This is a genomic window from uncultured Marinobacter sp., from assembly GCF_947488835.1.
In the GTDB taxonomy this organism is placed as follows: Bacteria; Pseudomonadota; Gammaproteobacteria; order Pseudomonadales; family Oleiphilaceae; genus Marinobacter.
In genome coordinates this window covers 1,648,929-1,672,861 of the sequence record NZ_CANLBK010000001.1, presented here as the reverse complement: position 1 = coordinate 1,672,861, position 23,933 = coordinate 1,648,929, and the positions used below count along the sequence as shown (strand labels likewise).

Annotated in this window: 22 protein-coding genes and 1 pseudogene; 12 read left to right on the top strand and 11 right to left on the bottom strand. The window is 53.9% G+C overall.

Annotated features, from left to right (window positions below):
* The first annotated feature begins 258 nt into the window (after positions 1-258).
* Positions 259-1,047, top strand: a complete 789-nt coding sequence (locus Q0824_RS07755; protein ID WP_298449048.1) for a CbbQ/NirQ/NorQ/GpvN family protein — start codon at positions 259-261, stop codon at positions 1,045-1,047.
* Complete coding sequence (locus Q0824_RS07750) at positions 1,013-1,387, top strand: hypothetical protein (protein ID WP_298449046.1); 375 nt, start codon at positions 1,013-1,015, stop codon at positions 1,385-1,387. Before Q0824_RS07755 ends, Q0824_RS07750 begins: the two co-directional genes overlap by 35 nt.
* 162 nt (positions 1,388-1,549) lie before the next feature.
* Here Q0824_RS07750 and Q0824_RS07745 read toward each other — a convergent pair whose 3' ends face one another.
* The 6 genes from Q0824_RS07745 to Q0824_RS07720 form a co-directional block, all read right to left on the bottom strand.
* Positions 1,550-1,789 (bottom strand): cytochrome C oxidase subunit IV family protein, encoded by a 240-nt coding sequence (locus Q0824_RS07745; protein WP_298449044.1) that lies wholly within the window; start codon positions 1,787-1,789, stop codon positions 1,550-1,552.
* Between the two features lie 12 nt (positions 1,790-1,801).
* Positions 1,802-2,386 (bottom strand): cytochrome c oxidase subunit 3, encoded by a 585-nt coding sequence (locus Q0824_RS07740; RefSeq protein WP_298449042.1) that lies wholly within the window; start codon positions 2,384-2,386, stop codon positions 1,802-1,804.
* Between the two features lie 10 nt (positions 2,387-2,396).
* Positions 2,397-4,220, bottom strand: a complete 1,824-nt coding sequence (locus Q0824_RS07735; protein ID WP_298449040.1) for a VWA domain-containing protein — start codon at positions 4,218-4,220, stop codon at positions 2,397-2,399.
* A 12-nt stretch (positions 4,221-4,232) separates the two neighbouring features.
* Complete coding sequence (locus tag Q0824_RS07730; protein WP_298449039.1) at positions 4,233-5,201, bottom strand: 4Fe-4S binding protein; 969 nt, start codon at positions 5,199-5,201, stop codon at positions 4,233-4,235.
* Between the two features lie 66 nt (positions 5,202-5,267).
* Positions 5,268-6,686: a cbb3-type cytochrome c oxidase subunit I gene (locus tag Q0824_RS07725; RefSeq protein WP_298449037.1), complete on the bottom strand. Its 1,419-nt coding sequence runs from the start codon at positions 6,684-6,686 to the stop codon at positions 5,268-5,270.
* Positions 6,687-6,696: 10 nt separating this feature from the next.
* Positions 6,697-7,146: a cytochrome c gene (locus Q0824_RS07720; protein WP_298449036.1), complete on the bottom strand. Its 450-nt coding sequence runs from the start codon at positions 7,144-7,146 to the stop codon at positions 6,697-6,699.
* Between the two features lie 185 nt (positions 7,147-7,331).
* Between Q0824_RS07720 and Q0824_RS07715 the strand changes: the two genes are divergently transcribed.
* Positions 7,332-8,249 carry an AEC family transporter gene (locus Q0824_RS07715; RefSeq protein WP_298449034.1) on the top strand — a complete coding sequence of 306 codons (918 nt, stop codon included), beginning with the start codon at positions 7,332-7,334 and terminating at the stop codon, positions 8,247-8,249.
* Here the strand turns inward: Q0824_RS07715 and rrtA are convergent.
* Positions 8,218-8,826, bottom strand: a complete 609-nt coding sequence (rrtA, locus tag Q0824_RS07710) for a rhombosortase (protein WP_298449032.1) — start codon at positions 8,824-8,826, stop codon at positions 8,218-8,220. The genes Q0824_RS07715 and rrtA overlap by 32 nt on opposite strands.
* Positions 8,827-8,913: 87 nt before the next feature.
* On the opposite strand from rrtA, the gene Q0824_RS07705 reads away from it, so the two are divergent.
* Together Q0824_RS07705 and Q0824_RS07700 are read left to right on the top strand one after the other, a co-directional pair.
* The gene (locus tag Q0824_RS07705) at positions 8,914-10,548 is read left to right on the top strand and encodes a M12 family metallo-peptidase (RefSeq protein WP_298449031.1); all 1,635 of its coding nucleotides are present in this window, start codon (positions 8,914-8,916) and stop codon (positions 10,546-10,548) included.
* Positions 10,549-10,577: 29 nt separating this feature from the next.
* A complete protein-coding gene (locus Q0824_RS07700) occupies positions 10,578-11,045 on the top strand; it encodes a DUF6174 domain-containing protein (protein WP_298449030.1) in 468 nt (155 codons plus the stop codon).
* Here the strand turns inward: Q0824_RS07700 and Q0824_RS07695 are convergent.
* Together Q0824_RS07695 and cadR are read right to left on the bottom strand one after the other, a co-directional pair.
* On the bottom strand, positions 11,013-11,660 hold the full coding sequence (locus tag Q0824_RS07695; protein WP_298449029.1) for a cation transporter: 648 nt from the start codon (positions 11,658-11,660) through the stop codon (positions 11,013-11,015). The genes Q0824_RS07700 and Q0824_RS07695 overlap by 33 nt on opposite strands.
* An 88-nt stretch (positions 11,661-11,748) precedes the next feature.
* Positions 11,749-12,216, bottom strand: coding sequence for a Cd(II)/Pb(II)-responsive transcriptional regulator (gene cadR, locus Q0824_RS07690; RefSeq protein WP_298449028.1), 468 nt, complete (start codon positions 12,214-12,216; stop codon positions 11,749-11,751).
* Positions 12,217-12,361: 145 nt separating this feature from the next.
* On the opposite strand from cadR, the gene Q0824_RS07685 reads away from it, so the two are divergent.
* On the top strand, positions 12,362-14,050 hold the full coding sequence (locus tag Q0824_RS07685; protein ID WP_298449027.1) for an HAD family hydrolase: 1,689 nt from the start codon (positions 12,362-12,364) through the stop codon (positions 14,048-14,050).
* Here Q0824_RS07685 and Q0824_RS07680 read toward each other — a convergent pair.
* On the bottom strand, positions 14,047-15,285 hold the full coding sequence (locus Q0824_RS07680; RefSeq protein ID WP_298449025.1) for a transporter substrate-binding domain-containing protein: 1,239 nt from the start codon (positions 15,283-15,285) through the stop codon (positions 14,047-14,049). The genes Q0824_RS07685 and Q0824_RS07680 overlap by 4 nt on opposite strands.
* Before the next feature lie 377 nt (positions 15,286-15,662).
* Between Q0824_RS07680 and hemN the strand changes: the two genes are divergently transcribed.
* The 3 genes from hemN to Q0824_RS07665 all read left to right on the top strand — a co-directional run bounded on the left by hemN (position 15,663) and on the right by Q0824_RS07665 (position 19,347).
* Positions 15,663-17,081 (top strand): oxygen-independent coproporphyrinogen III oxidase, encoded by a 1,419-nt coding sequence (gene hemN / locus Q0824_RS07675; protein WP_298449023.1) that lies wholly within the window; start codon positions 15,663-15,665, stop codon positions 17,079-17,081.
* 452 nt (positions 17,082-17,533) lie between these two features.
* Positions 17,534-19,219, top strand: a complete 1,686-nt coding sequence (locus Q0824_RS07670) for a sodium:solute symporter family protein (protein ID WP_298449021.1) — start codon at positions 17,534-17,536, stop codon at positions 19,217-19,219.
* Positions 19,216-19,347, top strand: coding sequence for a putative transporter small subunit (locus Q0824_RS07665; protein ID WP_298449020.1), 132 nt, complete (start codon positions 19,216-19,218; stop codon positions 19,345-19,347). The genes Q0824_RS07670 and Q0824_RS07665 overlap by 4 nt, the downstream gene beginning before the upstream one ends.
* Before the next feature lie 59 nt (positions 19,348-19,406).
* Here the strand turns inward: Q0824_RS07665 and Q0824_RS07660 are convergent, their stop codons facing one another.
* Positions 19,407-21,434 (bottom strand): nitrate- and nitrite sensing domain-containing protein, encoded by a 2,028-nt coding sequence (locus tag Q0824_RS07660; protein WP_298449018.1) that lies wholly within the window; start codon positions 21,432-21,434, stop codon positions 19,407-19,409.
* A 293-nt stretch (positions 21,435-21,727) separates the two neighbouring features.
* Between Q0824_RS07660 and Q0824_RS07655 the strand changes: the two genes are divergently transcribed.
* From Q0824_RS07655 to Q0824_RS07645, 3 genes and pseudogenes are all read left to right on the top strand, one after another.
* Entirely contained in the window at positions 21,728-22,723 is a 996-nt protein-coding gene (locus Q0824_RS07655) for a peptidase U32 family protein (RefSeq protein WP_298449016.1), read from the top strand.
* A gap of 13 nt (positions 22,724-22,736) precedes the next feature.
* Positions 22,737-23,639 (top strand): U32 family peptidase, encoded by a 903-nt coding sequence (locus Q0824_RS07650; RefSeq protein WP_298449015.1) that lies wholly within the window; start codon positions 22,737-22,739, stop codon positions 23,637-23,639.
* A 40-nt stretch (positions 23,640-23,679) separates the two neighbouring features.
* Positions 23,680-23,919 (top strand): annotated as a pseudogene (locus tag Q0824_RS07645) (AIR synthase related protein); the annotation flags it as partial.
* Positions 23,920-23,933: the final 14 nt, after the last annotated feature.

The following is a 23,933-nucleotide window of genomic DNA, read 5'->3' as shown; positions in this document are numbered from 1 at the left end:
GTTTCTCTTCTTTAGCCGGATGAACATTGATTAAAATCAGATGTATGCCATTTGATTAGTGGGTACCCATCCATGGGTATAACCAAAAAGTTGTTGTGGTAGAGAGCGTTTTTAACCAGTATTAGGAATGCATTTAAAGGGCGGTAATATCAATGCCTATCGCTGCGCCGAACGGATGAAAAACAGGTGTTTGCAGTTTTCCTGAATGGGTTTGCGGCTTTGCCAGAACTGATAGTCAGTAACAGAGGGTTGTAATACATGACGTTTTACCAGCCAGTTGGTAATGAAATAGAGCTGTTCCAGGCAGCAGCCGATAATGGCCTGCCGGTTCTTATCAAAGGGCCCACAGGCTGCGGAAAAACCCGGTTTGTGCGCTATATGGCCGAAAAGTTAAACCGGCCGATATACACGGTAGCTTGTCACGACGATCTGACCGCTGCCGACTTGGTTGGGCGGCATTTGATAGGTCCGGAAGGCACCTATTGGCAAGACGGTCCGCTGACCCGCGCCGTTCGCGAAGGCGGCATTTGCTACCTCGACGAAGTGGTCGAAGCGCGAAAGGACACCACGGTAGTATTGCACCCGTTAGCGGACGATCGCCGGGAATTGCCCATAGAGCGCACCGGTGAACTGCTTACCGCAGCGCCTGGTTTTATGTTGGTGGTCTCTTACAACCCGGGCTACCAGAGCCTGCTCAAAGGTATGAAACCCAGCACGCGTCAAAGATTCGTATCCCTGCGGTTTGATTACCCCTCGGAAGAGGCAGAGCAAACCATTGTGAAAGAAGAGTCCGGTTGCACCAGCGACCTCGCACAGCAACTCGTAAGCCTTGCGACAGCCTTGCGCAACCTGAAAGACCACGATCTGGAAGAAGCTGCATCAACCCGGCTGCTGATACATACAGCGCTATTGATTCGCGCTGGCCAGCCAGCGGCGGAAGCCTGCCGCGCAGGCATGATCGAACCATTGTCAGACGACGAAGCAACCGTTATTTCATTGATGGAGGTGGTATATGCCGTATTCGGGCGCCCGGAAGAAACCCGCTAGCGGGGCGATTGTCCCCGTTGTCTGGTATTTGCTGAACTTGTTGGCAACGCCGATTATCGGATTCGTGATTTTGCTGTGGTTGTTTATGAACAGTTCAGGAACAAATGAACTTCGCAGGGCTCATACCCGTGCCGCTATGTTCATGTCGCTGCTGGGTTTTATTCTGATCAGTACCGGGATTGCTCTAAGCTGGGTGTTCATCGGTGATGTGGGTCACTTCGGAACCTTTGCTCTGGTTTGGGCGATCGCGTTGCACACAGGGTTTGTGCTGTGGGGCATGATTTCTCTGGCGCAGGCTATGTCTGAGAAGATGCCAATTTTCCCGGAGAAATGGCTCTAATTCCAATGTTGATGGCGTCAGGGAAGACAGCTTTCCAAAACTGTGCGGAGCCATGGATGGCGGAGCCAAGCGTACACGGACGTATTCACAGCGTGTTTTGGAAAGCTGTCTTCCCTGATGCCTTGCACGGTGTTTGATCAAAGCCTGGAGGGCTGACTATCATCATGTGATCGTATGAAACCCCGCAACCGCAACAATCACCACAGGCGCCCAGGACTGGGCAATCATCCTCCACCCACGTGGTGCGTTCTTCATCTCCATGAAGTGATCTACCAGGAGCATGGCTTTCACAATCACCATTCCGAAAACCAGCCAGGCCAGAAACTCAGGCCCGATACCGGCCTTTAGTGCAATCACCGGCAAGGCCGTGCAAATCATCAGAGCAAAATAAACCGTCAGCATCCCAAGCCCTCCCTAGGCCAGCACGTAAATCATCGGAAACAACACCAGCCACACCAAGTCCACCATGTGCCAGTACGATGCGCCGGATTCCATACCGTTCATATCGGAGCCATCGTAATCACCGTTGCCAACTTTCACGGCCAGAATGATCAGGATAATTTGCCCCAGGATCACGTGCATGAAGTGAAAGAAGGTCAGAAAGAAATAAAACATGAAGAAAGTGTCTGTGCCAAGGTTGTAGCCTTGGCTGTACAGATTCACGTATTCATACATTTTGCCAATGGTGTAAATGCAGGAAACCGCAACCGCAAGCCATAGGCGCAAGTGCACACCTGATCGCTTTTCACGGAACTGGTGAACCGCGGTTGCGACCAGATAACTGGCGGTGATCAGTGCCGCGGTGTTCAGTAACCCTATCCAGGGGTGCAGAATATCGCGACCGGCCTGAAATGTTGCCGGATCGAGGCTGCGGGCGACGGCGAAACCGATGAACAGGATTCCGAATACAGCCAACTCGGCAAAAATGAAGATCCATACGGCAAGGTCGCCGGGAAGTTGGCGCGAGTTGGACTCTGAAGCAAGGTTCAGGCTGGTCATATCGCTCGTATCATTGCGTCAGGTTCAGGTAGAGTTTCGGGAGCTGCAACGGCAATTGGGCCGGGTCGCGAATTACCACGAAGTTGTTGCTGCCGAACACGTAGGGTAGATATTCGCTAGCGTCATCATCAATGGTGACACAAAACGGTGTAAGCCCGGCTTTCTGGGCCTCCTGCACTGCCATGCGGGTATCTTCTACGCCGTATCGGCCTTCGTAGATGTCCAGATCGTTGGGCTTGCCGTCGGTCAGCAGCAATAGAATCTTCTGATGCTCGTGGCGCGCCTCCAACAGCTTGGTCGCTTGTCGAATAGCCGCACCCATGCGGGTATAGAAGCCCGGTTCCAGTGCCTGGATTCGGCCCCGAATGGTGGGGGTATAGGCTTCATCAAAGCCTTTCAAGTGATGGAACCTCACGTGATCGCGCCTTCGTGAGGAAAATGCAAACAAGGCGAAGGGGTCGCGACTGGCTTGTAGAGCTTCGCTAAGCAGTTGCAGGCCATCCCGGGCAACATCGATAACCCTTTGCTGGTTGTTTATATACGTTTCGGTTGAGAGCGACACATCCGCCAGTACCAGGCAGGCGAGATCGCGCTGGTTCTGCTGGCAGCGCTGGAACAGCTTTTGGTCGATAGCTCCCTGGCCGCGTCGGTTCTGTACTTCCTGCTCAAGGCAGGCGTCCAAGTCCAGTTCGTCGCCGTCCAGTTGTCGTTTCTGCCATTGCTTGAGAGGTTTCAGGGCGCTGAACTGGCGTTGCAGACGTTTTGCCGGTCGGCGCAGTGCTTCAGGAAGCTCCGCAGGCGCTGCGTCCTTTGCCAGCATGGGCTGCAAACAGCAAAAAGCTTCCCGATAGCTCTGATTGCGCCAGTCCCATTCGGGTAAGTGTATACCAGGGCCAAGGCGAAGGTCGTCATGCTCTTCCGAAGGCAAATCGAGGTCGAATTTAATAGACGACGACGTCTCCTTACGGTCGTTGGAGACAGAAATCATGTCCATGTCATCCGCAACCGCCTCGGCATCTTCTTCGTCCGTATCGTCCCCCGCACGGTCAACCGGAATGAAGTCGGTCCAGGAAAAAAGGCTTTCCAGGCGAAAGATCATCAACCCCTGGTCGCGATCGAAGGCCTCGACGCGCTCGGCTTGTCGGCGTTTGTTCTTCTTTGTCAAACCTCCGGGGCTTGATTGTGTATTCTCATCGCCGGTTACGGGGCCGCTGGCCTTGCCTTGCTCCAGAGCTGGATACAGCCAGAGAATGACCGGCCAAGGGTCAGTGTCGGCAGCTGGCAGGAGAGAGACACTGCCCGGGTGAATGAGTGCCTGGCGGATTGCCTCCTCACGAACGGCTTCCGCTGGGGAAAGGCTCTCTGGCTCCGGGCGCCAGTGCAAAACATACTTAACCAGTCGCTGATAAACGGTTTCCAGCCCTGGCCAGCGCTCGATCACATCCTGAACCAATGCTTGATTGCCTCTAAACCAGTCGCTATCAGAAGGGGTCGGGAAAGCTGCGAGTGCCGCCAGCCAAATATAGAGTTCCCGATTCAGGCGTTTGGATGGGAACTTTGCCACTCTCTCTGGCAGGCGTAAGTTTTGGTCATCCCGCCAGGCCAGTTCAAATTTTCGGTGTGTTCCCGCTAATTTGTGCAAGAACCGCCGGCGTAAGCGAAAATGCCGGGGCTCGGCAGTCACCAGGCTGAGAGCAGGGTCGCCTCCGAAGGCACGAAACAGAATGCCCAGGCTACGAGCTTCGTCTTTCAGGTACACGGCATGCTCGGGAAATTCGCCGAGCGCCTGGCGGGTAATGTATTCATGCCATTTGTAGCCGACCCACTCTTCCATTTCGAGCTCCTGTTAAGCCCGCTGTTTGGCGGGTTTTTTGTCAGGTTGGTGATTGGTGTTTAGCTGGTGAATAGGAATAAGGATGGTCTGCCGGCTGGGTTCACCGGGCTGCCAGTGCAGCAGGCTGCCTTCCGGGTTGTTTTTCTGCACCTCGCGGCATGCACTCACGCATTGCAGGCATTGGGTGCAGGAGAACTTTGCCCGCTTGTGGCTGCGGGTGGGCAGCCGCATGGGGCAGGCCTCGTCGCAGGCTTTGGTGCAATCACGGCAGGCGGCTGCACGCTTCGTGTCAAAGGTGACCAGTTGGCCACGGCCATGGGTCATCCAAGCGATGCTTTGCACCACGCCAAAGGCGCATCCGTATTTGCAGAAAAGATGCCGGGCAAACAGAAAGTCGAGCGTGAAAACTGTCGTTGCTATAGCTAGGAAAATGCTTGGGTAAAAGTTCAGGTTGCCCGTAACCAGGTCCGAATATAACGGAATGGGTGGCAGTAAATATGAGAGCAGGGCAAGGGCCCAGGAAAAACCGATCAAGGCGGCCACCATCGATAAACCCGCCCAATGTATAGCTTTGCCACGCCGGCCTTTTTTAAGAGCTTCCCAGAGCGTCGGGCGGCCGGTAATGCGGGTCATCAGATTGTTGATGGTTTCCACAACAGAAAAATGTGGGCACAACCAGCCGCAGTATATGCGGCCCCATTTCCAGGCAACCCAAAGCACAAGTGGAACCAACACAAGAACAGGGAGGATGAACCACAGCAGAACCTGGCTGGCAATGTCCACAGGAGAACTTTGTACCACCCAGCTGAGATTCAGGTTGAAAGAAAGCGGAAACCCCAGCAATACAAACCGGGTTTCCGTTAAATCATAGCGGAAAATATTCAGAACCGGTGCCAGCAGGAACAGTCCGAAGAACGCAGTTCGAGTGATCAAACGCTTGCTCTGAAGAGTGTCCTTGGGGTCTGCTTGCTGCACGGTCACAATTGCGCTCCGAATAAGCAGAGCCGGAGATGTGTTCCGACCCTGCCAAGTTTGCGAATGACGGGGTTATGCGTCCTTAAGTGCGGGGCCGTCGTGGACTTCGTCGTCGAAGGACGCCTGCCCTTTTATGAAGAAGCTACCGAGATACACCACAAGGCCGGCCATAAAGAAGCAACCGGCAATCATGCGCGCCCAGTAAAACAGTGAAATGGCGTCCTGGGTGGCCATGAACGACAGTGCTTCACCACTCTCTGGAATACGCTGCAGCCAGATTTGCAGTATGCCTGCACCGGTCAGGAACAAGGTGATGAACACCATGGCAATGGTCATCAGCCAGAAACCCCACATTTCGACAACCTGGGCCGTGTTGCTGTTGCCGTAAGGTCTACCGCGCATGATCGGCATGGCGTAGGAAATGATTGTGAGCACAATCATTACATAGGCACCGTAGAACGCCATGTGGCCGTGGGCTGCTGTGATTTGGCTACCGTGAGTATAATAGTTAACCGGTGCCAACGTGTGCAGGAAGCCCCACACGCCTGCGCCCAGGAACGCCATCACCGCGGTGCCCATGGCCCATAGTGTGGCGACCTTGTTAGGGTGGTTACGCTTGCGCCGGTTGATCATGGTGAAGGCAAACAGCACCATCATGAAGAACGGCAGGGGTTCCAACGCGCCGAACACAGAGCCCAGCCACAACCAGTACTCGGGTGACCCGATCCAGAAGTAGTGGTGCCCGGTGCCAATAATGCCGGTAATCAGCGCCATGGCAATAATGACATACAGCCACTTCTCGATAACTTCCCGATCTACGCCGGTGATTTTGATCAGCACGAAGGCCAGAATGGCGCCCATGATCAATTCCCAAACGCCTTCTACCCACAGGTGAATTACGAACCACCAGAAGTACTTGTCGGTTGCCAGATTGCTGGGGTTGTAGAAAGAGAACATCCAGAGGGCTGCAAGACCGATTAGGCCGGTGATCAGGATGATATTGACCACGGTTTTGCGGCCTTTGAGGGCTGTCATCATGATGTTGAATATGAATCCGACAAACACCAGCGCCAAACCTATTTTGGTAATTGTGGGCTGTTCAAGAAACTCCCGACCCATTGTGGGCAACAGTCTGTTTAGGGTTATATCTGCCAGTGTGGCGTAATCCACAAACAGGTAGCCCAGAATAGTGAGCGTGCCTGCAGCTGCAAACACCCAGAACAGAATCCAGGCAAGCAGCGGGCTGTATAGCTCGGTTTGTGCTTCTTCTGGCACCAGATAATAGGTGGCGCCCATAAAGCCGAACAATAACCACACGATCAGCAGGTTGGTATGAACCATCCGCGCAACGTTGAAGGGAATTTCCGGGAACAGGAAATCGCCCACTACGTATTGCATGCCCAGCACCAAACCGAACACGATTTGGCCAGCGAAGAGCACCAAGGCAAAGATGAAGTAGGGCATGGCGACCCGTTGAGACTCGTATTTCATGTTTTCTCCTTTACCCTTCGATGTTTGGTGGCCAGCCGTTGTCGTCGATCTTGGATGTCCATTCGAGGAATGAGGACAGATCGTTGATTTCCTGGTCGGTCAGGTTGAATTGCGGCATCTGCCGGCGGCCGGGCACGTTCGTGGGCATGGCGTTCATCCAGGCGTTCATGTATGCCTTGAAGACGTCGCTGTCGGCCGCGCCACGACGGTCGAATACGTTGGCAAGTTCAGGTGCAAAATACGCACCTTCGCCCATGAGGGAGTGGCAGCCTACGCAGTTATTGTTTTCCCAGACGTGTTTGCCCCGGACAACCTCTTCGGTTAGCTGATCCCTGTTATCTCTTTCGGGCATAGCCCGTGATTGGGTGTCAAAAGTCAGAACCAGAAACAGCAGGATGAAGAACGTGCTTCCTCCCAGATATATGTTTCTGGCCATGCTTTTGGTAAAGCGTTCGGCCATTGGTCTCTCTCCTTGGTCGTTGTGGAATACCTGACTGCATTACTAGGATATAAAGATGTATCCGAAATACTGTTGACGATTATCAAGCAAAGACAGAAATCACACCACTGCGCAGGGGAGTTACCTCTTGATGGGTAGCTGTTAGACTTCACGCCCTGCTTTTTGCCCAAATACCCGGAGAAATAATGGCCGCAGCACTGGCGTTGTTTATCAAGCTGATTCCGCTATACGTAACGGTTGCTCTTGGATGGGTGGCGGGCCGTTATCTGGAGGCCAGTGGCAAGCATATTGCGGGCATCATGCTTTACATTGTTACGCCCTCCGTGGTGTTCTCTGGCGTGATGGCTGCACCACTTTCGCCGGAAGTCATCCTCCTGCCATTTTTGGTGTTCGGGTTTGCAACGGTGATTGCTCTCGCTCACCTGAGGTTGGCGAGGCGGGTGTTGACCGATGGCAGTGCCGGCATGATTCCCCTATGTGTCGCTTCGGGGAATACGGGGTATTTTGGCGTACCGGTGGCGCTGCTGTTGTTTGGCGAAGAAGGGCTGGCGCTCTATATCGTGTGCATGCTGGGTGTCACCCTGTTCGAAAGTTCGGTGGGGTATTACCTTGCAGCGCGGGGCCGGCATGATCTGAAAGATTCACTTTTGCGCGTCGTCAAATTGCCCTCGGTATACGCCTTTCTGGTCGCCGTCGTTCTTAACCTTTCAGAAATTGGTATTCCTGAAGTGTTTGTACCGCTGTTCGATAACCTGCGCGGTGCCTACAGCATTCTGGGCATGATGATTATTGGTATGAGTATCAGCAGCTTTCGTGGGCTGGCGGGCAATATGCGGTTTACGGCGCTGGCGTTTTTCGGCAAGTTTGTGGCCTGGCCGGTACTGGCAACGGTATTCTGGTGGCTGGACTCACAGTTTTTAGGCATTTATGAGCCGGCCGTCCATCAAGCTATTTTCCTGATCTCGATTACCCCCATAGCCGCCAACACAGTTGTCATTGCCACCTTGCTGGATACGTCCCCGCGACAGGCCGCGGGGACGGTTATGCTGTCAACGTTGTTTGCTCTGGTGTTTATACCGGTGATGATTTCGCTGGCTTTCTGAACAGCTTTCTTGCCAGGATCGGCAATAACCCTGCGAGCGCCCCAGTGAGGGCTCCTAGCCCATGAGCTTGCTGAATGACGCGGCCACCGATGAAAGAGTTTTCAGCTGATTGCGCATAGACGAGGTTCTCCAGAGCCAGTTTCAACGATACAACCGCCAGCACCAGAAGGCTCCATCGCCGCTCAGTGCTGAGGTTAAAGAATGCCGTATAAACCAGCAGCCCGTGCAGGGTGCCTGAAAAGCCTCGGTACCATGCCAGATCTGGTACGAGCCATAAGAGGCCCAGTGAAATGAGTACCGGCGAGATGAGCAGGAACGCAACCCAGGCGGTTAAAGGGGGGTGCCGCCTGAACAGCAAGCCGATAATTGCCAAACCTGCAAGATTCAACGCTAAATGCTCAGCGCCAAGATGAACCCAGTGGCCGGTTAACAAGCGCCAGTATTCGTAACTCTCCAGGCCACTGCGAGACCATTCCAACAGAGCTGGCGGCATGAATGTGCAGGCACCCAGAACCATCGCCAGCAAGGCAAACCGTCGCCAATGGCGCAGTGGTGAAATTCGGGACTCAGTTGTCATAAACACATAACGTTACGCAGCCTCCGTGGCAGGCTGGCCCGATATTCGGTAAATTTCCGAAAAAACCTTCTAATGTAGAGTTTTACCATGATTTTCAGGTTCATACCCAGTGTTGTATCCATCATTTTTCTGTCCGTTTTGTGGGCAATGCCTGCGGTAGCCGAAACCGGAAAGGTTCAACCGGTGTGGATCGACGGCCACAACTACGATGCACATCTCAAGCGGAACCTGCGATTTGGGTCCAATGAGGGTGAACATTACGAAGGCTATTTTCCGGAAGACCCGGAAAGCTGGGTGCGTGTTTCTTTCCTGGATAATAGCTGGGAAGGCATGGCCTATGCCTTCGGGCGGATGCACACCATTGGCGGCAACGATATGCCTGCCACGTTCAGCTTCAGTCGCATCGAAGAGCCACCGCAATGCGGTGTGAACCACCTTCACGGCGAATCCATGATTACGCCGGAAAGCCTGGTTGGCCCCGCAATGGCTCGAGCCGTAACCGAAAACTACGATGTGCTCTGTACAGACAAGGTTGATGGTGCTTGCCTGATGCTGGAACTGGAGCTGGCGTTTGATCAGCAGTTTCAGGAGCGCTTTGCGAAACCTGAAGCGCGGGCCGGTGCGATTCTGAATATGGTGGAAGGCTTTTACAAAGACCAGCTCGGTATTATTTTCGATACGCTGTCGCTGACGTTTCTCGATAGCGCTCAGGACAGAGTATTCAGTGAAACAACAGAAGCTGGTGATTTGCTCTCGGATGTTAGTGACAAGCGCGCGGCGGGCGCTGTCCGCTTTCTGAAAAGTGATCGCTCCATTTTCCACTTTGTCAGTGGCCGGGATTTCAATGGCAGCACGGCCGGCATGGCCTGGGTTGGCTCTCTCTGCGGTACTGGTCGATATGCTACAGGCGTTACCAATGCATTTAATAGCAACACTGTCACAGCATTGGTGGTTGCCCATGAGATTGGCCATAACCTGGGTGCGAGGCATGATGGTCAGGGCGGGGAAGGTGAGGCGTGCGAGTCCGGTCAGTTCATTATGGGGCCGAGCGTCAATAGCAATGTGAGCAGCTTTTCAAGTTGTTCCTATGATTCAATGACCCAAAAAATCTCCTCGCTTGGGGTGATTGAACAGTGTTTTAACTTCCCGGCGGATGTCTCTTTGTCTGCAGTCAGCGGTAACCCTTCAGAAGTGAAACAAGGGGCTTCTTTTCAGGCGAATTTTCAGGTTGATTACCAGGATGCCAGCCAGCAAAAGGCTGATCGCATTACTGTTGGCGGCGTGGTTGGTAAGGGAGAAGGGCGCCTGGTTGGCGTTAGTCTCGGCGGTAACGCATGTAGTCTGACGGGCCCGGCTGATAACTCAGATGGCTTCCGTTGCCCCGAAGTAGTAGCAAGATCTGGGCTCAGGCTCAGTATTCAGGCTGAAGCTGGCAGCAGTGTCTCGTTCAACCTGCTACAGAGCGCAACCCTGATCAGCGACAGCGGCGAGGTGAAGGATATTCTACCGCAGAACGATGAGCTGATGACCCGAATAGCGCTTGCTCCAAACGAACCCGCTGTGCCTGAAGAACCAGGCAATGAAGACACCCAGCCTTCTGCACCGGATGCACCGACGAATAGCAATTACAGGTCTGATAGTGGCGGCGGTGGAGCCTTCAATCTGGCTTGGTTGCTGTTGGGAGTGTTTGCGGTAGCTGCTCGCCGGACGCGGTTAAAATGATGGCGTTGTGGTCAACGAAACCGCTACCCGTGTCAGTATTCTTGATGGCTTTGTTGCTTTCCGGATGTGGCACAGCTGCATCCGATGCTTCTACTGGAAAATCTGAAAATACGCCTGAGACGCTGGCTCAGGCTCAGGCGCTATGGAGCGACAAAGGCATCGTTGATTATCAGATAACGGTTCAGCAATCCTGTTTCTGTCCGGCGGATCTGCGCCAGCCTGTCCGAGTCACGGTGGCTGACGGCAAACTGGTCGACGTAACAGGGCTTGAACAGTCGATTCAGGACCCAGGCCAACTTGATGTCGAGCGACTGACCGTCCCCGGTCTGTTCAGATTCATCGAACGGGCCGAGCAGGGGGAAGTTCACCGGCTAACAGTAGATTACGACCCCCGCTACGGTTTCCCCGTCTACATCGATTACGACGGGCATCAAATGATTGCTGACGACGAGTACCAGTACGAGTTATCGGACTTCCAGCGCGGCGTCGGCCACTGAAGCCTGTTTTGCATTGGTAATGTCCTGGCGGGCATGACGCACCACGCTCACGCCGGCGGTGATTGCGAGAGTGCCCATAATGGCGGCGACCACAAGGTCTGGCCAGGCGCTGGCGGTTCCGAACACACCCAAAGCAGCAGCCATTACAGCCAGGTTGCTGATGGCATCGTTTCGGCTACACAGCCAAACCGAGCGCATATCCGAATCACCATCACGAAACTTGAAAAGAATAAGTGCCACAGAGAGGTTAGCGACCAGCGCCAACAAGCCAACCGAGCCCATGGTTAAAGGCTCAGGCGTGGTGCCCTGCTGCAAGACCCATAGAGCGCGAGCCCAGACAATCGCACCGAAAGCCGTCATGGTAATGCCTTTGACCATCGCCGCACGGCCGCGCCAGAGCAGGCCCATGTTCAAAACGCAAAGGGACAGGATGTAGTTGGCGCTGTCGCCGAAGAAGTCGATGGCATCCGCCATTAGCGATACAGAGCCAGAAGTCAGGCTGGCAACACCTTCCACGAAAAACATGGCCAGGTTCACCCAGAGCGCAATCCAGAGCGCGCGACGAAAGCCGGTGCCAGGGGTTTTCAGTTCGGGGCCAGAGCAGCTGCAGGCCATAAAACACCTCCTTGAATGGGTAGGCTTGCATTAAAAACCCTATAGCTACTACAGAGTCAACCCCCTGAGCTCACACTTTATAAAACCGTTAGCTTTTCCCCGGCTTGTGGGTTCCGGGAACATGGTTCTCATGGTCGCCAGCGTTACGTGGTGAGGGTTCAAGGTCAGCGCTGCTAAGCCCTCCCATAATGCCGCACTCCTGCACGGTTCCCGCATCTGAGCAGGCCCTTTGCAATTGCTGCAGAGTGTTTTCGAGGTTTGTGAGCTCCTTGAGTCGCTCCCGCACATGGCTGAGATGGCTGGCCAGCAGTTCATCCACCTGTTGGCAATCTGCTTCGGGGTTTTCAGAAAGCCGGATTAACTCGCGTATTTCATCTTGAGCCATATCCAGATTGCGGCAGCGCTTTATAAACAGGAGTCGATCCAGGTGTGCTCTACGATAAGCGCGGTAGCCGCTAGCGTCCCGTTCCGGTGTCGGCAACAAACCGATCTTTTCGTAGTATCGGATGGTTTCCACGGCAACGGCTGAGTGTTGGGATATCTCACCGATTTTCATCGTATATGCACTTCCTGAGTATTATTGATCTGGCGTGTGTCAGGGTGGGGCTGTTTTGGTTATGGTAGAGGGTAACCCTACCATTTGTGAACTAACTGATGGATAGCATCTGTCTATAGGCCTCTGAAATGCCCAAGGACTGTTTATGGACCGCATGAGTGAACGCCTGTCTGCTCCTTCGGTGCTGATACTGGATTGGCACGGAACCTTGGTGGACACCCACGACGCTATGTTCAGCGCCATGGAGGAGATGCTACCGCAGCTGGAAGAACTGGGGCTGGTGGATCAGCTGCTGCCGGAAGAGCAGTGCCGCACCGAAGACGATGCGAGGCTGGTTCGCTACATACGCATTTTCAGGCGCCTGCACCCGCGAATTCTGGCGGAGCGCAGGGTGTCGAGAACAGACATCTTCAATGCCATCTTTGGTGACAACACAGCGGCCAAGCTGATTGCGCACCAAGCCTACAATCAAGCGTACCGGCGTTTCTTCGGGCAGGTTCGACCCTTTCAACCGGGAGCTTATGAGTACCTGTCGGCCCTGAAAGCCATGGGCATTCGTTTGGCGGTGGCCACCAACAGAAACCGGGAGTTTTTTGATAAGGAATTGAAAACCGTTGATGAGGGGCGCTGGCAGGATCTGTTCGAGGTGGCGATTTGCGCCGATGATGTCACCGAATACAAACCTGACCCCCAAATAATCAACACAATTCTTGAGAAGCTGAACCTCCCCGCAGACCAGCGCGCCTGGTACCTTGGCGACAGCTACGTGGATATGCTGACAGCGCATCGAGCAGGCATTTCAGGTGTGTTTTATAACGGCGCCCAGTGGGAAGCGGACCGGATTCGCAGTTGGTTTACCCGTCGTGATGCGCCGCTTGCAGTGCTGGACAGCTTTGAAGAACTGATGGATCTGCTTGACCAGATCGAGCAGGGTAAGCCGGAGACGTTCCGGCGTTCTCCGGCAATTGTTCGCCCCGGCCCCTTCCCGCCGCCCGCTCGCCCCGAGCCTCGCATAGAACCGGATTGGCACCCGGCCGTGGTCAAGCTTATACGGCCCGAAGTGATACTGTTTGATTGGCACGCCACGCTTGTAGACACCCTCGACGCCATGTACCACGCAGTGGATGACATGTTCCCGGATTTTCACAAGCTTGGTCTGATGGCGCGCATGGTTGCCCCTGAAGACAGCAAAACGCCGGAAGATGCTCGGTTGGTGGCCTATGTGCGAGAGTTTGCCAAGCTCCATCCCAAGGTTAAAGCCGACCGAAAGATCTCCCGTACGGATATTTTTGAAGTGCTTTTTGGTGATGATCAGGAAGCAAAGCAGATCGCCCACAAGGCCTTCAATCACCATTACCGCAATCACTATGGCACGGTAAAAGCCTTTGAGGCGAAAGTGCGGGCGGTGCTGGAAGGTTTGCGGCGTCTGAATATTCAGGTGGGGGTGATCACCAACCGAGACCGTGAGTTTTTCGAGCATGAACTGGCGGCAGTTGAAGACACCGGTTGGGTGGAGCTGTTTGATGTGGACGTGTGCGGTGATGACACCCCTCTGCGCAAACCCCATCCGGATCAACTCCTGCTGGCGGTGCAGAAGCTGGATTACCCGCCCGACCCCAGCGTTTGGTACGTGGGTGACAGCACCACCGATGTGATTGCCGCCAAACGTGCGGGTATGACCTCCGTATTCTTCAACGGCGCACAATGGGATCTGCCCTGGTTGAACCGTATATTTCCGGGCACCCACAAGCATCCGGACAAGCCCGATGTGGTGGTGAATGATTTCTCGGAATTATGGGCGCTGGTGCTTGCCTGCGAGGTTGGGCCGCCTTAAATACCCATGGCCTTTTCTATATCCAGGCCGATTACGATGACACCGTTTGGTGTGTTCTCGCTGCCCAAAACGATCGGAGCACTCACAGTAATCTGAAATCTTGCGGTTGATTGATCGTATCGTATGGGGGAGATGAAAAACGGTTTTCGATCCTGTGGATCGGCCGCCAGTTCCGGCCCTGCCACCTCGAGAAACTTGAGCTCATCGCCCTGCCAATAGTCAGAGGTGAGTTGGCTCATGGCGGCAATGCTTCCCATGCTGTTGACTAGCATGACCTCTGTGACCAGGCCCTGATAGGAGCTCTGCCATACTTCCAGGGTTTTTGATGCTGGCAGGGCCAGAATATGCGCTGCCAGTGGTGGCATAGTCTTTGGTGCCAGAGCCTGCCATTTGCTGTCGATGTTGAGTACGTCGGCGAACGTGCCTGGTTGCGGGCCGGCTTTCAGAGCCTGCTGTATGTTCAGCAGCTTTGTGAGCTCTGCCAGCAATCGCTTTGTCAGAGATTCAATGTGTTTTATTTCCCGGCTGGTGGGCGTCAGTGTTTTGGCTGTGCAGCTTGGGAGTGCCTTGTTGAACGCGGGCAAAAATTCCGGGTGTGCCTTTTGGAAGGTCTCAGCTACGTAAAAGTGAAGAGGTGCATAGCGAAGGAAGTGCGAATTGAGGCTTTCTGTTAAGAGTTCATTCCTGGCGCGTAGCCATACCATAACCCGCTCATCCATTAGGGCGGCATCAATTCGCCCTCTCTCCAGTAGCGCGAGGAGCTGCGACGGCGAAGTGACGCTCAGATACACCTCGTAGCCATTTGCCAACAGCCAGGCTTCCTCGTTACTGCCATCCACAACACCTATGCGTCGCAGATCTGGCTCGGCGGGTGGGTCTTGAGTGAAGAAGTACCATTTCTCCAGAGCAACGGGATTGCTGCGGCTTGCGATGGTGTCCAGCTCTGCAGAAGGGTCTGCTGCGAAATAGCCGTCTACGCTGTTCTTTTGGAGTGAATAGATAGCTCGCTTCTGGGGCGCGAGGGTAATGTTGGCAGACCATCCGGCCAGTTCTGAGGCACAGATTACCGTGTCTACGGTTTCGCCGGTTATACTGCGGTGCCCGTTTCCAATTATTTCAACCACCTGATAGGGCGGGGCATCAAAGGTGACAAGCTCCAGTTCAGGTGGCTGGGCCAGGCATGCTGGAACAATAAAAAATGCAAGGGTGCCGAGTGCCCGTGGCCGGTATTCCATAGTGACCGCTCATTCCATTGTTTCGGCTAGATGTGAAGTGCATAGGACACTAGCAGTTGTAGTACTTTTTTCAAATAATTTCAATCTGCTGCAACAGGCTCTCTCCCCATTTGAGCAACGCCTCACGCTTCTCCGGTATTTTTGACAGGCTATTTTTGGCTTGTTTTCGTGAGAAATATTTCGGCAATTAACCCATTGTAGGTAGCCTGAATACGCACTAGGCATAAGGGTGGTTCAGTTGCCAAGCTGTTAAAATCCGGTCAATGGTAAGCACACAGCTGTCGAAATGACTCGCATCAAGATGTGCTCAGCCTGCATAGCCTAAAATGCGCGGCTATCCGGCTGGTACCACACATCACGCGCTCAGAGCTTTAATTATGACCTCCAAACCCGCACCGCAAACTTCTGAATCAACCCTTCCTGAGTTCATGTGGGATGATGCGCTGATCAAGCGTTACGATCTCAGCGGTCCGCGTTATACATCGTATCCGACGGCTGTGGAGTTTAATCAGAACTACCCGATTGAGCAGATGGTAGAGGCCGCTGCTCGCAGCAAGGCCAGCAACCGCCCACTGTCTCTGTATACCCACCTGCCGTTTTGTGCGCACCTTTGTTATTACTGCGCCTGCAACAAGGTGATTACCAAAAAATACGACAAGGCCATGCCCTATGTGGAGCGTGTTCTGAAAGAAGCCGCCATGCAATCGAAGCTGTTTGGCTCTGACCGTCCGGTAAAGCAGTTGCACTGGGGTGGCGGCACCCCGACCTTCTTGCCCAATGAAGTGATGCAGAAATTGATGGAAGGCTACGGTGAACTGTTCAACCTGCAAAGCAGTGAGGACCGTGATTACAGCGTAGAGATTGATCCCCGTGAAGTGGATGAGGGAACTCTACCAACCCTTTGGAAACTGGGTTTTAACCGTATCAGCCTGGGTGTGCAGGATGTAAATCCGGAAGTCCAAAAAGCCGTTAACCGCATTCAGCCCCGGGAAATGACCGAAGCGGTGCTGCGTGAGGCCCGGGAGTTAGGGTTCCGCTCTATCAACCTCGATCTGATTTACGGCTTGCCATACCAGACGCCGGAGAGTTTCGCGGAAACTCTGGAAGCAGTGCTTGAAATGTCGCCAGACAGGTTGTCTGTGTTCAGCTATGCGCACCTGCCAGACCGTTTTTATCCGCAGACGCGCATCAAAAATGACACCCTGCCAACACCCCAGCAAAAGCTGACCATTTTGCACAACACCATCAACCGTTTGCTTGAAGCCGGTTACGAATACATCGGCATGGATCACTTTGCCAAGCCGGATGACAGTCTGTCTGTGGCACAGCGCGCAGGACGATTGCATAGGAACTTCCAGGGTTACACCACCCACTCGGACTGCGATCTGGTTTCCCTGGGTGTGTCAGCTATTGGCCAGACCGATGATGCCTACTTCCAGAACAATCACGATCTGCCTGCCTGGGAAGCGTCCATTGATGCTGGCCAGTTGGCGATAACCAAAGGCGTAAACCTGACCCGGGACGATCGCATTCGCCGCTGGGTGATTGGGCAGCTCATTTGTCAGTTCCGTCTGGATCGCCAGCAGTTTTCAGATGAGTGGCAGGAAGATTTTGATAGCTACTTTGCTGACGAGCTTTCTCGCCTGAAACCGATGATGGCCGATGAACTTATTGGTGACAATGGCCGGGTGTTGCAGGTGGAGCCTGCAGGCCGGCTGTTGATTCGCGCCATTTGCCAGATATTCGACTTTTACCGTAAAGAGGGCGCCAGCCAGCGGTTTTCACGCATCATCTGAATTGTTCATTTGCGCTATTCCCGGGGCGCCAGTGCCCCGGGAAATTGTTATGACCTCTAAATACTGGACTCTTTTCTGTATATCGAGTAACTTCTAGTGCTTCCTTTCAGAATAAACGCTCTGGATTAAAGGCTTTGCGCTTGTAGTAATTCTTTTGTGACCCTCGTTTTTGGTCTAAAAACAGCCGCCGCCAGATAAATTCAGGGCAGAAGAGGCTGCAATTGCAATGACGACTAAACAAATTTCAAGGCTCTATATTCACTTCCGCTTTCTTTAGCGACCTTCATGCCTTGGCGAACTAGCATCGCTGCTTTTCGCTGACACCCCATGGTGTTCCCGTAATTTTCATTTTCCGCGCTCTGCGGTCTTTCTGAATACTTGTGCCCCAAGTAATCGAATATGTGTGTTCGCACGCTGTTCAGATGGCACTGCGGTAGTAAAGAGGTTTTGGTTTGAACGAAAGTGACTTTGTTCAGTTCTCAATACTGACAATCGTGATTTTGCTGGTCGGCTTTTACGGCGGCACCTATTTGCTCACCCTGCTGATTCGCAAAAAAGAAGAAGATACGTCTGGCTTTATGGTTGCGGGTCATAACGTAGGTTTTGGCATGGGCGCGGCCAGTATGACCGCAACCTGGATATGGGCGGCATCCTTCTATGCGGCGGCTACCTCTGGCTATACCTACGGTGTGTCCGGCCCGATACATTACGGCCTTTGGGGCGCGTTGATGATTCTGTTCATCTACCCGTTTGGTCGGCGTTTCCGCAAGCTCGCGCCTAATGGCCATACCCTTGGTGAGCTCATCCATGCCCGCCACGGGTCGTCCAGCCAATTGATTCTGGCTGGCTCCAACATTCTGGGCAGTATTATCAGCCTGATGGTGAACTTCACCGCTGCGGGCGCGTTGGTATCTGTGCTTTCGCCTCTGTCTTTCCAGACAGGCGTAATCGTTGCCGGAGTTGGGGTGCTCAGTTACACGCTCACATCAGGCTTCCGGGCCTCTGTATTTACAGACTTTGCGCAGCTAGTCGCGTTGATGGCTATTACCGTTGTCATCATCCCCGCCGTACTGTTTTCTGTAGGCGGGCCGTCTGTAATGGTTGATGGCATGAAGAATCTCACCAGCCAGCAGGCTGATTTCTTCTCTGTTGATGCGATTATGAACCAGGGGGCGCCTTTCTTTGTGGCAGTGCTTGCCTATGCCATTGGCAACCAAACCATATCCCAGCGCTTGTTTGCGGTGCGGGAAAAGCACATCAAACGTACCTTTGTTACCGCAACACTTGGCTATGGAGCCATCGTTATCGGCCTTGGCATGATTGGGTTGATGGCATTAACGGTCGGGGTGGAGCCGGTAAATGGCAACATGAATAACCTGATCCCGCAGATGGTGTCCACCTACTTGCCCCCGGTATTCGTGGGTTTGTTCTTTGTGTTGGTGATCGGTGCTTTATCATCTACCGCCGATTCGGATTTGTCTGCCCTGTCGACCATTGTGATGGCCGACATTTATGGCAAAAACATCGCCGGGGACAACCCCAATCCTAAAACAATGCTGCTGATTGGCCGTTCCACCATGATTGTGGCAACCGTGGCTGGTTTGATATTCGCCAGTTTTTCACTGGATATTCTGGTGATGCTGGTGTTCGTTGGCGCGCTTTGGGGCGCGATCGTATTCCCGGTCATTATCAGCTGCTACTGGGACAGGGTAACCAACGCGGCATTTACTTGGTCTGTTGTCGTCGCCATGGCCCTGTTCTGTATTGCCCGTTTTGAACTGCTGGAAATGACCGGTGCGACCGTGCTTTTCTTTGAAATACTGGCCTCTGTTGGCGGCGCGGTTGTGTTCGGGCTGATGGCGTTTGGTTTCTTTGGCCGCGTGGTGGGCCTGATTGTCGGGGCTGTTTCCGGCGTGATTTTGCTGATTTATGCCACAGGCTTCCTGCGGGACTACATGGTTCTTACAGCGTCCCTGACAGCCTACGGTGCCAGCGCCATCGTGTGCACCCTAATGACTCTGCGCAGCCAGGAAAGATTCGATTTTGACCTGATCAAGCAGCGCGTCGGAAGCTATGACGCGCCTGCAGATGAAAATGAAAATGAACCCACAATGATCCCTCAAGGAGCACGTTCATGAGTGAACTCGTCTATGGAACTTATATTCTGGTTTGGCCAGCGCTGACGCTGGGAGTACTGGCCGTGATTTGCAGTGCGGTTATCAAAGATGCCGTACAGGCGCGCAAGACTGATAGCAATATGGTCTGACGATCAAGCCTGTGAAACGGGAGCCTACGGGCTCCCGTTTTTGTTCTGGCCTGGCTAATTCAGGCCGCTGACACTTTGAAATCATTTGCCAGATCCTGCAGCTGCCGCGCCAGTCGCGCCTGTTCGCCGGTTACGTGGGAAATTTCCTGAGAGCCGGTCAGAGTCAGTATGGCTACTTCGCTGACCGCCTCCATGTTCCCCGCCAATTCCCGGGTGACAGCCACCTGTTGCTCGGATGCTGTGGCTATTTGCGTGGCCATGTCAGAAATACTGTTGATGTCACCCAGAATAGCGGCAAATGTCTGCTCCAGTTCTGAAGATTGTTCGCTGGTTTCATTGGCAAGCTTGTGGCTGGTAGTGATAGACAGGCTCGCGTTATCAGTGATTACTTTGAAGCCATTAACAATGTCTTCAATTTGCGTGGTGGAATCGTGAGTCTGGCGAGCCAGGGCACGAACTTCATCAGCCACGACAGCAAAGCCCCGGCCGTGTTCTCCCGCCCGAGCTGCCTCAATGGCAGCGTTCAAGGCCAGCAAGTTAGTCTGATCTGCGACCTTCCGGATCACATCCACAACCTCCACAATACTGCTGCTACGGCTTTCCAGTTGTTCGATTACAGTGTTCACGTCATTTACTGAGCTCGCCAGTGAGCGAATGCGCCTTACACTGCTCTGCAAAACTTCTTCCCCGGTTCGGCTTCGTTCCATAACGTTATTGGCAGCATCAGCGACTTGCAGAGTATTTTGGGAAATCTGCTCGGAAGTAGCAGACATTTCCTCTGTTGCTGCGGCAACTTGCTCTATCTGCGACTGTTGGCTTTTGGTTTGTGTCGCATTTTGATTAGCAGTCGAACTGGTCTCTTCGGTTGCTGTTGCAAGTTGCACGCTGGCTTTATCGATCTGCTGAAGCGCATCGCCAAACTTGCTGAAGAGCTCGTTGATTGCTCGCCCGATATTACCGATTTCGTCTTTGCTGGAGACCTGGATTTTCCGGGTGAGATCCTTGTTGTCCATGGCAAACCGCACGCCATCGAGCAAGCTGTTGATCTGCCGGTTTATCACACTGACCATCAGTACTATCAGTGCAAAAACGATAATAATGGCCGCCGCCGCTATTGCGGATGCAACGAGCAGATCGCCCCGGGCGTCTTCGGCGCCCTCGACTGCCGCCTCGAAGGTGCGATCGAGCAGGGTCTTACGGAATTGATTCAGGTTGCCCAACCGTTCCGTTGTGATCTCGAACCACTCAGTTGAATCCAGTGCGTACATACCGGAGGGGCTGCTGAACAGCGTGTCGCGTTTCTCCAGCAGGTTGCGGCTCTCTTCAGTTTCGGGAAGCCTGTTCAGTTCCGCAAGCATTGCGGGGTCGGCAATCAGCATGGCACCTGCCTCCCGGGTAAAGGCCTCCTGATGACCTTCGAAAGCTGCGATTCTCTGAATGGCAGGAAGATCAAAGTCTCCGCTGCTTATAAGAGCCGCGCCCGCTGCACGCTCTTTGCCTGCCGCTTCGGCGGCCTCTGCCAGGGCGTAGTAGGCATTGATATCCCGGGTAAGTGCCGGGTCTGTTGAGCGTGAAATAATCAAGGGGATGCGGTTAAGTAACCCGGCAATCAGTTGCGTGTATTGCTTCCCGACATCCAGAGCGCTCAGGGAACCACTGTCGACATTGCTGCGAAGACGGTCCAATGCATTCAATCCTTGCGACAAGCTTTGAATGCTGCTGGCGAGTTCGGGCCCGAAGCTTTCGTTCACTTGGAGGTTGGTAAGGCGTGAGCGGTAGCCGGATATACGCTCATCCGTTTGCCTGCGTTGGGTGGCCAGTGCCTGTTTGTGTTTGCGCGCGGCGTCCTGGTCGGAGCCGGCTGAGAGTACAACAGCTGAGCGGCCACGTTCTTTTTGAAGCGTCTCGATCAGAGGGTCGCCGATACTTGCGAGCTGAACCAGCGAGCGTAGCTGCTGCATATCGCTTAGCTGCCCCGCATTCAGTGTGATGCTCTCAACCGCAAAGTAGATAATTACCAGCAATGCAGGCACGACAAGCGTGGTTAACTTTCCTCGCATGGAAAGGTTGTTGATGGTGTTTTTCATCGGAATCACCTTGGTGCATGAATGGTGCCCATTTTGAATAAGTGTAGTCGCTCCCACCATTGGCACGACGGGGTATTTCGGAGGTAGGTATATGCCGGTAACTCTATGTTTTTTAATGTTAATTGCATGTATTAGAAGGGAATATCTGACAATACGTAATGGTGCGTGGAGTACCACTTTATAGGTACCTGAGAGGTTACTTTCGGGTATCCGAAGCTCTGCTGATAAAGGTCAATGCCCGAAGGGGCCCGCCCGCGTATGGTTTGTGCAACTTTTACGGGGGGAGAGCGTCTATGGAACTTGTTTGCCCGGCCGGCAGCCTGCCGGCACTGAAAGCAGCGGTGGATAACGGAGCCGATGCGGTGTACCTGGGGTTCAAAGACAGCACCAATGCCCGCCAGTTCGCAGGACTCAACTTTAACGACAAACGCGCAGGCGAGGGCATCGAGTACGCGCACAGCAAAGGTGCGAGAGTCTTCTGTGCTATCAACACCTACCCGCAGCCAGATGGCTGGGAAACCTGGAAATCTGCTGTCGACCGGGCTGCTGCGTTGGGTGTGGATGCGATTATTCTGGCCGATATGGGCTTGCTGGAGTATGCCGCCAACAAACACCCGCAGGTGCACCGGCACCTTTCGGTACAGGGCTCGGCCACCAGTTACGAGGCTCTGCGTTTTTATAAAGACAACTTTGATATCCGTCGAGCCGTGCTGCCCCGGGTACTTTCGATAGATCAGGTGCGCGGTGTCGCAAAACACAGCCCGGTAGAACTGGAGGTGTTTGCGTTTGGCAGCCTGTGCATCATGGCTGAGGGGCGATGCTACCTATCTTCCTACCTGACCGATGAATCCCCAAACACCCGTGGTGCCTGTTCGCCGGCCAAAGCTGTGCGCTGGCAGGAAACGCCAAGTGGCCTTGAATCCCGTCTCAACGATGTGCTGATTGACCGCTATGGCAAAGGTGAATCTGCGGGTTACCCAACATTGTGCAAAGGCCGTTTTGAAGTGGAAGGCAGCGTTTACCACGCCATTGAAGAGCCGGTTAGCCTGAATACCCTGGATTTGCTCCCGGAGCTGAAAGAGCTGGGAATCAGTGCCGTGAAAATTGAAGGACGCCAACGTAGTCCGTCTTACATTGCGGACGTAGCTCGCACCTGGCGACAAGCGCTGGACCGGGTCAGCTCCGACATTGAAGGCTTTCGTGTGGACCCCGTCTGGAATAGTACCTTGGCGGGCTTGTCGGAAGGTGGCCTGACCACTATTGGCGCCTACCACCGCAAATGGAAATAAGGCTGAGCAACCCATGATGAAACTTTCTCTGGGCCCGATCCTCTGGTTTTGGTCCAAGCAGTCCGTGTTTGATTTTTACGCTAATGCTGCTGAATGGCCGGTTGATACGGTGTACTTGGGGGAAACTGTCTGTTCCCGCCGCCGCGAGCTTCGGCTGGCGGATTGGCTGGAGATTGCCGGTGTGCTCAAGGATTCCGGTAAGCAGGTGGTGCTCTCCACGCAAACTCTGATCGAATCGGAGGCAGATCTGCGGGCGTTGCGCAAAATTTGTACTCAGCAGGAGTATTTGATCGAGGCAAATGATCAAAGTGCACTGCAGTTGGCTATCCAGAATAGCCTGCCATTTGTGACCGGCCCTTCAATGAACATTTACAACAGCGCCACCTTGAAGCTATTGGCAAAGCAGGGGTTGAAGGGATGGAGCTTGCCGGTGGAACTGGGCCAGGAAACCTTGCGGCAATTGATTGCGGAGCTGAAAGCGGAAGGGCTGGATTTACCGGCGGAAGTGTTCGCTTGGGGCTTTCTACCGCTTGCCTGGTCATCCCGCTGCTTTACGGCCCGCCACTACAACCTGCCTAAAGACAACTGCGAATTCCGCTGCCTGCAGCATCCGGATGGGCTGGAATTGCGCTCCCGGGAATCCCAGGAACTGTTTCGCTTGAATGGCACATCTACCTTGTCTGGCTCTCGCTACGACCTGATGCGGGAAATGCCGGATATGGACAAAATGGGCGTGGCCACTGTGCGCCTGAGCCCGGAACATCAAGGCATGGAAGAGGTTGTTCGACGCTTTGACCAAGTGCGCCGCGGGGAGATTCCGGCAACTGATCCGTTGCAACTGGTTGAGGCACCGCCTTGTAATGGGTACTGGTATGGCAAGCCCGGAATGGATCTGGTGCCACCCTCCAGCCTCTAACGGCAAAGGAATGATTGCTTGAATGTCAGGTTGACCAAATTCAGCCACGGAGCGGGCTGCGGCCGTTGCAGACATAGGTAATGGCAAAGGGATTATTAGCACCACGGATTTCTTTATGCCAGTGGTGGATGAGCCCTACGATTTTGGCCGCATTGCCATTTTGGGGTGGCCAGTAGACAAGTTGGCGCCCGAGGTTGCTGGACAAGTGATCGATGGTGCTCGCGCTGTTTTTGCTGAGGCGGGCATCACGCTGGCGGGCGGGCATAGCATCGACTCGCCAAGGCACCGAGTGTT

Coding starts and splice junctions, on each gene's coding strand:
- Q0824_RS07755 (WP_298449048.1), top strand. CDS start 259: ATGACGTTTTACCAGCCAGTTGGTAATGAAATAGAGCTGTTCCAGGCA.
- Q0824_RS07750 (WP_298449046.1), top strand. CDS start 1,013: ATGCCGTATTCGGGCGCCCGGAAGAAACCCGCTAGCGGGGCGATTGTC.
- Q0824_RS07745 (WP_298449044.1), bottom strand. CDS start 1,789: ATGCTGACGGTTTATTTTGCTCTGATGATTTGCACGGCCTTGCCGGTG.
- Q0824_RS07740 (WP_298449042.1), bottom strand. CDS start 2,386: ATGACCAGCCTGAACCTTGCTTCAGAGTCCAACTCGCGCCAACTTCCC.
- Q0824_RS07735 (WP_298449040.1), bottom strand. CDS start 4,220: ATGGAAGAGTGGGTCGGCTACAAATGGCATGAATACATTACCCGCCAG.
- Q0824_RS07725 (WP_298449037.1), bottom strand. CDS start 6,686: ATGAAATACGAGTCTCAACGGGTCGCCATGCCCTACTTCATCTTTGCC.
- Q0824_RS07720 (WP_298449036.1), bottom strand. CDS start 7,146: ATGGCCGAACGCTTTACCAAAAGCATGGCCAGAAACATATATCTGGGA.
- Q0824_RS07715 (WP_298449034.1), top strand. CDS start 7,332: ATGGCCGCAGCACTGGCGTTGTTTATCAAGCTGATTCCGCTATACGTA.
- rrtA (WP_298449032.1), bottom strand. CDS start 8,826: ATGACAACTGAGTCCCGAATTTCACCACTGCGCCATTGGCGACGGTTT.
- Q0824_RS07705 (WP_298449031.1), top strand. CDS start 8,914: ATGATTTTCAGGTTCATACCCAGTGTTGTATCCATCATTTTTCTGTCC.
- Q0824_RS07695 (WP_298449029.1), bottom strand. CDS start 11,660: ATGGCCTGCAGCTGCTCTGGCCCCGAACTGAAAACCCCTGGCACCGGC.
- cadR (WP_298449028.1), bottom strand. CDS start 12,216: ATGAAAATCGGTGAGATATCCCAACACTCAGCCGTTGCCGTGGAAACC.
- Q0824_RS07685 (WP_298449027.1), top strand. CDS start 12,362: ATGGACCGCATGAGTGAACGCCTGTCTGCTCCTTCGGTGCTGATACTG.
- Q0824_RS07680 (WP_298449025.1), bottom strand. CDS start 15,285: ATGGAATACCGGCCACGGGCACTCGGCACCCTTGCATTTTTTATTGTT.
- hemN (WP_298449023.1), top strand. CDS start 15,663: ATGACCTCCAAACCCGCACCGCAAACTTCTGAATCAACCCTTCCTGAG.
- Q0824_RS07665 (WP_298449020.1), top strand. CDS start 19,216: ATGAGTGAACTCGTCTATGGAACTTATATTCTGGTTTGGCCAGCGCTG.
- Q0824_RS07660 (WP_298449018.1), bottom strand. CDS start 21,434: ATGAAAAACACCATCAACAACCTTTCCATGCGAGGAAAGTTAACCACG.
- Q0824_RS07655 (WP_298449016.1), top strand. CDS start 21,728: ATGGAACTTGTTTGCCCGGCCGGCAGCCTGCCGGCACTGAAAGCAGCG.
- Q0824_RS07650 (WP_298449015.1), top strand. CDS start 22,737: ATGATGAAACTTTCTCTGGGCCCGATCCTCTGGTTTTGGTCCAAGCAG.